The sequence below is a fragment of the Nocardioides sp. genome (assembly GCF_024509035.1).
Taxonomy (GTDB): domain Bacteria; phylum Actinomycetota; class Actinomycetes; order Propionibacteriales; family Nocardioidaceae; genus Nocardioides.
On the sequence record NZ_JANINT010000057.1, the window covers coordinates 1 to 10,606 of the forward strand.

Consider the following 10,606-nt stretch of genomic DNA (forward strand, 5'->3'; position numbering starts at 1 on the left):
GCCAGGAGGTCGGGGGAGAGGTGGTCGACGGGGTCTCGGTCGCGCAGGGACAGCATGGCCTCCTTGGTCGGCAGGGTGATGGCTCGCAGCTCGCGGAACCCGAACTCCCGGTTGAGTGCGCGGATCCGGTCGTTGCGCGCGTCGGGCTCGACCACGACGCGGCGTACCGACGGGTCGGCGAAGCAGTGGTCGAGGACCGCGGCGAACACCGTCCGCGTGAACCCGTGCACGGGCCGGTCGCTCGGCGCCACCAGCACGTGCATGCCGAGGTCGCCGGGCCGCAGCTCGGGCAGCTGCGCCAACTTGGAGTGGAACGGGTCGTAGGTCTCGGCGAGGAACGCCGGCACCCCCTCCACCCGCCCCAGCCACGCGTGATGGTGCGGATCGTCGGCGATCATCCGGTACTCCGCCGCCACGTCGGCCAGGCCCGCGTCCTGCATCTGCCAGAACGCCGAGCGGGGGTGGGTCACCCACGCGTGCACGAGCGCGAGGTCGCGCTCGATGTCCAGCGGCTCGATCGTCACTCTCATCGCGGCGCCCCGAACGTCTGCACGGCGATCCGCTTCTCGATCGGGTAGACCTCGCGCCCGGTCATCGCCGCGATGATCACCGAGTTGCGGAACGCGCCCATCCCGAGGTCGGGCGCCACGAACCCGTGGGTGTGCTCCTCGGCGTTCTGCACGAAGATCTCGCTGCCGCCGTGGTCGATCGCGTACGTCGGCGACACGATGTAGCGCCCGCGCTCGTCCCACGCGATCCGGTCGCGCACCGGGTCGAGGAACGCCGGCGCCTGCGCGGCGTACCCGGTCGCGAGCACGAGCCCCTGCGTCGACAGGGAGAACTCCTCGCCGGTCTCGTCGTGGTGGCACGTCAGCTCGTACGCCGAGCCGCACGACCGGGCGCCGCGCACTGTCGTGCTGGTGAGCATGGTCGTGCGCGGGCCGTCGCCCTGCACCCGCAGCCGGTAGTGCAGGTCGAAGATCTCGTCGACGAGGTCGCCGCTGATGCCCTTGTAGAGCGAGCGCTGCTCGCGCAGCAGCCGGTCGCGCGTCTGGGCAGGCAGCCCCTGGAAGTACGCCGTGTACTCCGGCGAGGTCATCTCCAAGGTGAGCTTGGTGTACTCCATCGGGAAGAACCGCGGGCTGCGCGTCAGCCACGTGAGGTGGTAGCCGTGGTCGGGACTCTCGGCGAGCAGGTCGCGATAGATCTCCGCCGCGCTCTGCCCGCTCCCGACGATCGTGATCGAGTCGAGTCGTTGCAGCCCCTCCTTGTGCGCGAGGTACGCCGAGGAGTGGATCCCCATCCCCTGCAGGGATGCGGGCACGTACGGCGTGGTCCCCACGCCGAGCACGAGCCGGCGTCCGCGGTGCTCCTCGCCGGTCGCGGTGCGCACGGCGTACGCCTGACCGTCGTGGACGACCTCGGTGACGGCCTGGCCGAACCGGACGGTGCCGAGCCGGTCGGCGGCCCAGCGGCAGTACTGGTCGTACTCGCGTCGCAGGGGGTAGAAGGACTCGCGGATGTAGAAGGGATAGAGGTTGCCGGTCTGCTTGAGGTAGGCGAGGAACGACCAGCGCGAGGTGGGGTCGGCCATCGTGACCAGGTCGGCCAGGAACGGCACCTGCAGCGTCGCGTCGTCGAGCAGCATGCCCGGGTGCCAGGCGAGCTCCTCGCGGGCCTCGAGGAAGACGCCGTCGAGGTCGTCCACCGGGTCCGTGAGGCAGGCCAGGCCCAGGTTGAACGGGCCGAGCCCGATGCCGATGAAGTCGTGCATCAGACGGCCGCCTCGATGGACGTTGCCGCGATCAGCTCCTCGCCGACCGCCACCACCTGCCGGGTGATCGCGAGGATGTCCGTGAACGTGGCGATCGGGTTGAGCAGCGTGAGCTTGAGCCAGCGACGGCCGTCGACCTTGGTGGCGGCGACCATCGCGGTGCCGCGCTCGTAGAGTGCGGAGCGGATCAGTGGCACCAGCCGGTCGGCGGCGTCCTCGTCGAGGCCGTCGGGACGGTAGCGGAACACGATCGTGCTCAGCTGTGGGGCCGCGGCGACCTCGAGGTCGGGGGAGGCGTCGAGGTGCCGGCAGACCTCCGCGGCGAGGTCGACGACCGTGTCGACGTACTCGCCGATCGTGTCGGGCCCCATCACCCGCAGCGTCACCCAGAGCTTGAGGGCGTCGAAGCGGCGCGTGGTCTGCAGGCTCTTGTCGACCTGGTTGGGGTGGTCGACGCCGCGCGGGTTGAGGTAGTCCGCGTGCCAGGTGACGTGCCGCAGCTCGCGGCCGTCGCGCACCAGCAGGGCGCTCGCGGACACCGGCTGGAACCAGGTCTTGTGGTAGTCCACGGTCACCGAGTCCGCCCGCTCGATGCCGGCCAGCAGGTGCCGGCGACGGGCGGAGACCAGGAGGCCGCCGCCGTAGGCCGCGTCCACGTGCAGCCAGCAGCCGTAGGTCTCGGCCAGGGCCGCGACCTCGCGCAGCGGGTCGATCGCGCCGAAGTCGGTGGTCCCTGCGGTGGCGACCACCGCGGCCGGCACCAGGCCGGCGTCCGTGCACCGGGCGAGCCCTCGGCTCAGCGCTCCGACGTCCATCCGCCGGTGGCCGTCGGTCGCGACCGTGACGACGGCGGCGTCCCCGAGCCCGAGCAGCCGGGCGGCCTTCTGGACGCTGAAGTGGCCGTCACGGCTCGTGAGGATCCGCAGCCGCGACGGGTCGGCGCCACCCGCGACGGCGCGGTCGCGAGCCAGCAGCAGACCCTGGAGGTTCGACTGGGTGCCGCCGCTGGTGAAGATCCCGTCGGCGCCCGGCCCGAAGCCGATGCGGGCCGCGGTCCAGTCGATCAGGTGGCGCTCGACGTACGTGCCCCCGACGCTCTGGTCGAAGGTGTCGAGGCTCGCGTTGACCGCGCTCACCAGCACCTCGGCCATCAACGCCGGGATCACCACCGGGCAGTTGAGGTGCGCGGCGTACGACGGCTCGTGGAACCAGACCGCGTCGTCGAGCCAGACCCGGCTCAGCTCCTCGAGAGCGGCCTGCGGGTCGCCGAGCGGGCGGTCCAGGTCGATCTCGGCGACCGCCTTCGCGGCCAGGTCGGGCGAGCGCCCGGTGGCCGGGCCGGTGACAGCGGCGAGCGTGCGCGCCAGGTGGCCGACGCTCAGCCGCATCGCGGCGAGGTAGCCGCGTGGCCCGTCCAGCCGCGCGGGGTGGAACAGGTCGGGGGCGAGCAGGTCGGGGATGGGGGGCGGCAGAGGAGTGCTCACCGGCGGAACCTTCCGAGACGAGAATTAGGTAAGGCTTACCTTACTTAGATTCTCGGGTCGGTGGGCAAGTCAGGGGACGAGCAGCTCCCCGCGGAGCTTGCACAGCTGAGCGCGCAGCTCGGGGTCGTCCAGGACCAGCCCGACCAGCGGGCAGTCCTCGGGTCCGTGGGCTCCCGGCTGGCACAGACGGCACGCGTCGCCGGGGCGAAGCAGGCATTCCGGCTCGGGAGCTCTCATGTCTCTGACGCTAGGCCGACGACTTAGGTCTTTCTAGGGCCAAACGTCATGCGATGGACATTTGACTCTGGTGGCGCACCGCTCCGGCGGCCAGCATCGGGGACGGGAGGGCGAGCGGACGGGCCCGGCTGGCGGGCCGTCGTGGCCGCCACCCGGAGGTGTCTCGTGGTCCCGATGAAGCAGGCGGCAGAAGACTTCCTGTCGCACAAGCGGATCGCCGTGACCGGCGTGTCCCGCGACCCCAAGACGCACGGCGCCAACATGGTCTACCAGCGGCTGCGCGAGCGCGGGTACGACGTCGTCGCGATCAACCCGAACGCCGAGACGGTCGAGGGCGACCCGTGCTACCCCGACCTCGCGTCAGTGCCGGCCCCGGTCGAGGCGGTCGTGATCGGCACCCGCCCCAAGACCGCCGAGGCCACGATGCACGAGTGCGTCGACCTCGGGATCACCCAGGTCTGGATGCACCGCGGGCCCGGCAAGGGGAGCGTCTCGGAGAAGGCGGCGGCCTACGGCCGCGAGCACGGCCTGACGGTGATCCCCGGCGGCTGCCCCTGCATGTTCGGCCCGACCGCCGACGGCGGGCACAAGGCGATGCGCTGGATGTTCGGCCTCACCGGCAACGTGCCGAAGAAGGTCTGAGCCTCACCCGACGGCGAGGAGCCGCTCGCACTCCGCCACCAGCCGGGCGCGCAGCGGGGCGGCGCGCTCGGCGAAGCGGCGCTGCGCCTCGACGTACTCCGCCTTGCCTGCGGCGGTCTCGACCCGCACCGGCTCGAACGCGCCGTCGTCGAGCCCCGACAGGTCGTACGGCGCCGCGCGCATGTCGAGCACACGGATGTCGCGCGCGAGCTCGAAGCAGTCGGCCACCAGGTCCGAGCTGACCATCGGGGTGAGCCGGAAGGCGTGCTTGTAGAGATCCATGCCCGCGTGCAGGCACGCCGGCTGCTCGTACGCCGGTCGGTCGGCCGACGTCGGCCGCAGGGTGTTGAGCGGCGCGGCCGCGGGGGTGAAGAACCGGTAGGCGTCGAAGTGCGAGCAGGCGATCCGGTGCGACTCGACGACCGCGTCGGTGCCCTCCGGGCCGAGGCGCAGCGGCCACGCGGCGTGCCGGGTCTCGTCCTCGGAGAGCCGGTAGACCATCGCCCACTCGTGCATCCCGAAGCAGCCGAAGTTCGCGGGGCGACCGGCCGTCGCGCTCAGCAGCCGGTGCAGTGACTCGATCAGCGGCCGCTGGGACGCGACGTGCTCGTCGGTGACGGCGCCGTCGGCGTACCCCTTCAGGCCGGCGTACTCCGGGGCGTCCGCGAGGCGCACGCCGTAGCCCGGGTGCCAGCGCCGCAGCTGCGCCGGGCGCTGGGCGTAGTAGGTGAAGAGGAAGTCGTGGACCGGGTGCTTGACCCGGTCGCGGCGCCGCGCGAGGTGGGGCGCGACGAACGCGTCGACCCGGGCCTCGTGGGCCGCAGCGCGCGCCTCCCACTCGGTCCGCTCCAGCACCTGCCCCTGCACCTGCCCCTCCACCTGCACCGCATCAGGGTAGGCGGGCGGGACGGCTCACCCCACGCCGAGGCGGGCGGAGTCGCCGACGTGCACGCTCGCGAGGAACGCCAGCATCGAGTCCTCGTCCCAGCCGGCGTCGCGCGGGTACTGGATGCGCACCACGCCAGCGGGCTCGTCGCCTCGGGTCCGGGTCGCCATCGTCGTGTAGCCGTCGCCGGAGTCGGAGACCCAGAACGTCCGGCCGTCGAGCTCGACCGCGTCGCCGGAGGGCGGGTTGGCGTCGAACATGATCACGAGCTTGCCCACGAAGTCGTCGGGCTCGTCGGAGGTCGAGCCGTCGTCGGGCGCGATCGTGACCGCCTGCGGCCGCTGGCCCTGCACCGACCACCCGCGCGGGGTGAGGTCGAAGGTGTACGGCGCGGCGTCGAACTGCTGCGCGACCAGCTCGACGCCCCCGGGCGAGACCTGGGTCGTCTGCTGGTCGGCGTCGTCCAGCACCGTCGCGGCGCCGACGCCGAGCACCGAGACCACGGCCAGGCCGGCCAGGCCGGCGCGGAAGCGCCGCTGCGTGCGGGCCCGGGCCGCGCCCTGGGCACGGGCGAGGTCGTCGGCGGGCGTCGGCACCGGACGGTCGGTCTCGGCGACCAGGCCGAGGACGTCCTTGATGTCGTGCTTGGCGTGGGGGGTCGGGCTCATGGGGATACCTCCAGCAGCAGGTGGTCTGCGGCGCCGAGAACGGTCCGCAGGTGGGCGAGCGCCCGGGCGTTCTGGGACTTCACGGTCCCGGGGGAGCAGCCGAGGACCGTCGCGGTGTCGGCGACGTCGAGGTCGTGCCAGTGCCGCAGCACGACCACCGCCCGCTGCCGGGGTCCCAGCGAGTTCAACGCCGCCAGCACCACCGCGCGGACGTCCGGGTCGGCGCCGGGTACGACGGGCTCGGCGACGAGCTCGCCCGCCGGGTCGGCCACGGTCGTCTCACGCCGCCGGTGCGCCCGACGGGTCTCGTCGATGAAGACGTGGGTGAGGCTGCGTCGGGCGTAGGCGAGCGGGCTGTCGGCCCGGCGTACCCGCCCCCACGCGAGGTAGAGACGGGTCAGCGTCGTCTGCACCAGGTCCTCGGCGAAGGCCTCGTCGCCGGCGCACAGCAGTGTGGCCGTCCGCAGCAGGTCGCGGCGGTGGTCGCGGGTGAACGCGACGAACTCGCTGTCGCGGTCGCTGTGGCTGTTGCGGGGCACGGGCGCCCTTCCTGTCGGCTGGCCTTCACCTGGTTGACGGGTGCCGGCGCGACAACGGTTGCACGGCTGCCCGTGCAACCTCCCGCGTCGCGGTGCCGGTCAACGGAGCGTGGGAAGAGACGTGGTGGCAGCGCTGGCCGTGACGACCGTATGCGCCGTGGTCGGCGGCGGACTGCTGGTCCAGCGCCTCTCGGACGGCTCGGCCGCTCCACCGCAGCCGGCACCGGTCAGCGCGAGCCTCCGCCACGAGAAGGAACACCCGCCGAGCGCCGCCCGCCCGTTCGACCGCACGGCCCACTCGACGACCGACCCCGCCAGCATCTGGGTGATCGTCAACAAGACACACCCGATCGAGCCGTCGGACTTCCGTCCCGAGGTCGCGATCGTCCGCGGCTACCAGGTCGCGACCGCGGCCGCAGATCCGCTCGAGGAGCTCCTCGCGGTCTCCGACGCCGAGGGCCTGGGGTTCAAGATCGCCAGCGCGTTCCGCTCCTACGACTACCAGCTCGACGTCCACGCCGACCTGGTGGCCGCGCGCGGTGCCGTCGAGGCGGACCGGGTCTCGGCGCGCGCCGGCTACAGCGAGCACCAGACCGGCCTCGCCGTCGACCTCGTAACGCCGGCCGACCCGGGCTGCGACTTCGAGGAGTGCTTCGCGGACACCCCGGCAGGGCAGTGGCTGGCGCGCGAGGCCTGGCGGTTCGGGTTCGTCGTCCGCTACCGGCCGGAGACCACCTCGATCACCGGGTACTCGCCCGAGCCCTGGCACCTGCGCTTCGTGGGTCGCGAGCTGGCCGCGGAGCTGCACCGCACGGGCGTGACGACGCTGGAGGAGCTCTTCGACGTCGGCGGTGGCGATTACCGCGCGGAGCGGCCGGATGAGCACTAGGTTTCGGGGGTGCATCTTCGGTATGTCGGGCGTCACACCCGCCGGGTGGGCCTCTCCCTCGCGTCCCTGCTCCTGCTGACCCCCGTGGCGGCGACCACCGTCACCGCCACCACCGCCGAGGCGGTCGCGCCCCCGCGGGAGCGCGCGCCGGCGTACGACGTGACGATCAGGATCACCGAGCACGGCATCCCGCACATCAAGGCCGACACCTTCCCGGGGGTGGCGTACGGCGCCGGGTGGATCACGACCGCCGAGGCCACGTGCAACCTGATGGACACGCTCGTGACGGCGCGCGGCCAGCGGTCGCTGCACTACGGCCCCGACGCGACCTACAAGGACAACGTCGGCGGGTCCGCGACCAACCTCGAGTGGGACACGCTCGTCACCGACCTCCACGACCGCCAGGTCGTGGAGAAGCTGCTGGCCGACCCGGTCGCCGGGCCGAGTGCCCGGGCGAAGGCGATGGTCGTGGCCGAGACGGCCGGCATCAACGACTGGCTGCGCGACCACGAGGTCACCGACCCCGCGTGTGCGGACGCGGAGTGGATCAAGCCGGACGTCACCACCACCGACGTCTGGTACGCCTTCTACCTCGCGCAGCTGATCTCCTCCACCACGCGGTTGCTCCCGCAGATCACCAGCGCCACCCCGCCGGCCGCCGGTGCGAAGCCGGCTCCGCGGCCGACCCGTGCCGAGCTGCGTGACGCCCTGGCGCCCGACGACGCGTTCGGCTCCAACGCCACCGCGGTCGGGGGCGACAAGACCTCCACGCGCCGCGGCATGATCCTCGGCAACCCGCACTTCCCGTGGCTCGGTCGTTACCGCTTCACCCAGATGCACCTGACGGTGCCGGGCAAGATGAACGTCGCGGGCGGGGCGCTGACCGGCTTCCCGGCCGTGAACATCGGGTTCAACAAGGACGTGGCCTGGAGCCACACGGTGTCGACCGGCTACCGGTTCACGCCGTACCAGTACACGACCGCCGGGACGCCGACCAGCTATCGCACCGCCGACGGCCAGGTCCACCAGCTCGACCGCCGCGACGTCGAGGTCCAGGTCGCGACCGACGCCGGTGTCGAGACCGTGACCCGCACCCTGTGGCGCACCGACGAGGGCTACGTGCTCAACGCGCCGAGCCTGTTCATGGGCTGGAACGCCAGCAGCTTCTGGGCGTTCCGCGACGCGAACGCCGAGCACCTGCGCACGTTCGACACGTTCCTCGCGATGGACATGGCCACGTCCGTGCGCAACCTCCTGCGCCGCCAGGACCGCGGCGGCGGCATGCCGTGGGTCAACACGATCGCCGCCGACCGCACGGGCGACGTGCTGTACGCCGACCATGCGGTCACGCCGCACGTCACCAACGAGATGGCCAGCCGCTGCATGACCTCGGCCGGCGGCCTCATCTTCTCGGCGTCCGGTCTCCCGGGGCTCGACGGCAGCCGTGCGAGCACCACCTGCGCCTGGGGCAAGGACAAGGACGCCCAGCGTCCCGGCATCCTCGGCCCCTCGCGGATGCCCGAGGTCGTGCGCCGTGACTGGGTCATGAACGCCAACGACTCCTACTGGACGCCCAACGACAAGGTCCGCCTCACCGGCTACCCGCGGATCATCGGCTGCGAGTCGTGCGAGCGCACCATGCGCACCAAGGTCGTCATGTCCTACGTCCGCGACCAGCTCGCCCAGAAGAACGGCCGGGGCAAGGAGACGCCGGCGACGCTGGCCTCGCACGAGCACGCCAACCGTGTGTACGCCGCCGAGGTCGCCCGCGTCGGCGGCCGGCTCGACCAGGTCTGCTCGGCCACCGGGCTGAGCGAGGCCTGCCGGGTCCTGCACGACTGGGACGGCCACTCGGACGCGACGTCCAACGCCGGAGCGGCGATCTTCCAGGAGTTCGTGGCGATCGCCGACCAGCGCGACGTCGCCCTCTGGACGGTGCCGTTCTCACCTCAGCAGCCACTGACGACCCCGCGCTCCCTCTCGACGGCGCAGCCCGTCGTCGACGCGATGAAGGCCGCCATCGAGAAGGTGACCGCCCGCGACCCCGAGCTGAGCTCGACCTACGGCGAGCTGCACCGCTCGGGCGACCGCGGGTCGGCCGGCTGGCCGCTGGGCGGCGGTCTGGGCGACCTCTCCGGCGACGCCAACGCCGTCAGCAGCACGCTGGGCGACCCGGTCCTCGACCCGGTGACGCGCGGCTCGTCGTACATCCAGGCGATCGCGTTCCGCGGGAAGAAGGACATCGCGGCGCGCACGATCCTCACCTACAGCCAGTACGAGGACCCGGCGTCGCCGTGGAGCGACGACCAGACCGAGATGTTCTCCCAGGAGCGGTGGGTGCGGTTCCCGTGGACCGGTGCGCAGATCCGCGATCAGCTCGTGGAGGTGCTTCACCTCACCGGCGGCTGACAGGGGAGCGCTCGGTAGGCTCCACGAGTGCGCATCGCAAGGTTCACCACGGGAGAGGACCCGCTCTACGGCGTGGTCACGGGCGAGCTCGACGAGTTCGGACAGCCGGACCCCGAGAGCGTGATCGTCGCCCTCGCGGGCGACCCGCTCTACGTCGGCGTCAAGCTGCTCGACCAGGAGCACAAGCTCGAGGACGTGCGCCTGCTGGCGCCCGTGCTGCCGCGCAGCAAGGTCGTCGGCATCGGGCGCAACTACGCCGCCCACGCGGCCGAGATGGGCAACGACGTGCCGACCGAGCCGTTGATGTTCCTCAAGCCCAACACCAGCGTGATCGGCCCCGGTGACCCGATCTTCTACCCGCCGCAGACGCAGAACCTCCACTACGAGGGCGAGCTCGCGGTCGTGATCGGCCGGATCTGCCGCGACGTCCCGCCCGAGCAGGCGACCGACGTCATCCACGGCTACACGATCGGCAACGACGTCACCGCCCGCGACCTGCAGAAGCTCGACGGCCAGTTCACCCGCGCCAAGGGGTTCGACTCCTTCTGCCCGCTCGGCCCGTGGATCGAGACCGACCTGGACCCGCACGACTTCAGCGAGGGTCGCAGCGTCCAGACCCACCTCAACGGCGACCTGGTGCAGAACGGGTCGACCGAGGACCTGATCTTCGACATCCCGACGCTGGTGGCCTACGTGTCCAGCGTGATGACGCTGCTGCCCGGCGACGTCATCCTCACCGGCACCCCCGAGGGTGTCGGTCCCATGAACGTCGGCGACGAGGTCGAGGTCTCGATCGCCGGCCTCGGCACTCTCACGAACAAGGTGGCTCTCCGGTGAACGGCTCCCCGACCTCCCACGCGGTCCGCGTCCGCTTCTGCCCGTCCCCGACCGGCTCGCCGCACGTCGGGTTCGCGCGCACCGCGCTCTACAACTGGGCGTTCGCCCGTCATCACGGTGGCACGTTCGTCTTCCGGGTCGAGGACACCGACCGCGAGCGCTCCACGCAGGAGTCCTACGACGGGATGATCGGCGCGATGCGCTGGCTCGGTCTCGACTGGGACGAGGGCCCCGAGGTCGG

12 protein-coding genes are annotated in these 10,606 nt (G+C 71.9%); 5 read left to right on the top strand and 7 right to left on the bottom strand.

The genetic code is table 11. The features are described 5' to 3' along the window. The 4 genes from Q0L15_RS05315 to Q0L15_RS05330 all read right to left on the bottom strand — a co-directional run. The coding region (locus Q0L15_RS05315; RefSeq protein WP_296602767.1) for a GNAT family N-acetyltransferase at window positions 1-530 on the bottom strand (530 nt) is incomplete at its 3' end. Beyond that, on the bottom strand, window positions 527-1,774 hold the full coding sequence (locus Q0L15_RS05320; protein WP_296602768.1) for a SidA/IucD/PvdA family monooxygenase: 1,248 nt from the start codon (window positions 1,772-1,774) through the stop codon (window positions 527-529). The genes Q0L15_RS05320 and Q0L15_RS05315, both read right to left, overlap by 4 nt. After that, complete coding sequence (locus tag Q0L15_RS05325) at window positions 1,774-3,258, bottom strand: aspartate aminotransferase family protein (protein WP_296602770.1); 1,485 nt, start codon at window positions 3,256-3,258, stop codon at window positions 1,774-1,776. The genes Q0L15_RS05320 and Q0L15_RS05325 overlap by 1 nt, the downstream gene beginning before the upstream one ends. A 69-nt stretch (window positions 3,259-3,327) precedes the next feature. Continuing rightward, the gene (locus tag Q0L15_RS05330) at window positions 3,328-3,495 is read right to left on the bottom strand and encodes a DUF6767 domain-containing protein (protein WP_296602771.1); all 168 of its coding nucleotides are present in this window, start codon (window positions 3,493-3,495) and stop codon (window positions 3,328-3,330) included. 174 nt (window positions 3,496-3,669) lie between these two features. On the opposite strand from Q0L15_RS05330, the gene Q0L15_RS05335 reads away from it, so the two are divergent. Beyond that, window positions 3,670-4,137 (top strand): CoA-binding protein, encoded by a 468-nt coding sequence (locus Q0L15_RS05335; RefSeq protein WP_296602772.1) that lies wholly within the window; start codon window positions 3,670-3,672, stop codon window positions 4,135-4,137. Window positions 4,138-4,140: 3 nt separating this feature from the next. Here Q0L15_RS05335 and Q0L15_RS05340 read toward each other — a convergent pair whose 3' ends face one another. Genes Q0L15_RS05340 through Q0L15_RS05350 form a run of 3 tightly spaced genes read right to left on the bottom strand, consistent with a single transcriptional unit; the run spans window position 4,141 to window position 6,230 of the window. Continuing rightward, window positions 4,141-5,022, bottom strand: a complete 882-nt coding sequence (locus tag Q0L15_RS05340) for a 3-methyladenine DNA glycosylase (protein WP_296602773.1) — start codon at window positions 5,020-5,022, stop codon at window positions 4,141-4,143. A 27-nt stretch (window positions 5,023-5,049) separates the two neighbouring features. Beyond that, entirely contained in the window at window positions 5,050-5,691 is a 642-nt protein-coding gene (locus Q0L15_RS05345; protein ID WP_296602774.1) for a hypothetical protein, read from the bottom strand. Continuing rightward, a complete protein-coding gene (locus Q0L15_RS05350) occupies window positions 5,688-6,230 on the bottom strand; it encodes a SigE family RNA polymerase sigma factor (RefSeq protein WP_296602776.1) in 543 nt (180 codons plus the stop codon). The genes Q0L15_RS05345 and Q0L15_RS05350 overlap by 4 nt, the downstream gene beginning before the upstream one ends. A 139-nt stretch (window positions 6,231-6,369) precedes the next feature. On the opposite strand from Q0L15_RS05350, the gene Q0L15_RS05355 reads away from it, so the two are divergent. The 4 genes from Q0L15_RS05355 to Q0L15_RS05370 all read left to right on the top strand — a co-directional run. Then, window positions 6,370-7,119 carry a M15 family metallopeptidase gene (locus Q0L15_RS05355; RefSeq protein WP_296602777.1) on the top strand — a complete coding sequence of 250 codons (750 nt, stop codon included), beginning with the start codon at window positions 6,370-6,372 and terminating at the stop codon, window positions 7,117-7,119. A 9-nt stretch (window positions 7,120-7,128) separates the two neighbouring features. After that, window positions 7,129-9,528: a penicillin acylase family protein gene (locus Q0L15_RS05360; RefSeq protein ID WP_296602778.1), complete on the top strand. Its 2,400-nt coding sequence runs from the start codon at window positions 7,129-7,131 to the stop codon at window positions 9,526-9,528. Window positions 9,529-9,555: 27 nt separating this feature from the next. Continuing rightward, window positions 9,556-10,365, top strand: coding sequence for a fumarylacetoacetate hydrolase family protein (locus Q0L15_RS05365; RefSeq protein ID WP_296602780.1), 810 nt, complete (start codon window positions 9,556-9,558; stop codon window positions 10,363-10,365). Next, the coding region (locus Q0L15_RS05370) for a glutamate--tRNA ligase family protein (protein ID WP_296602781.1) at window positions 10,362-10,606 on the top strand (245 nt) is incomplete at its 3' end. The genes Q0L15_RS05365 and Q0L15_RS05370, both read left to right, overlap by 4 nt.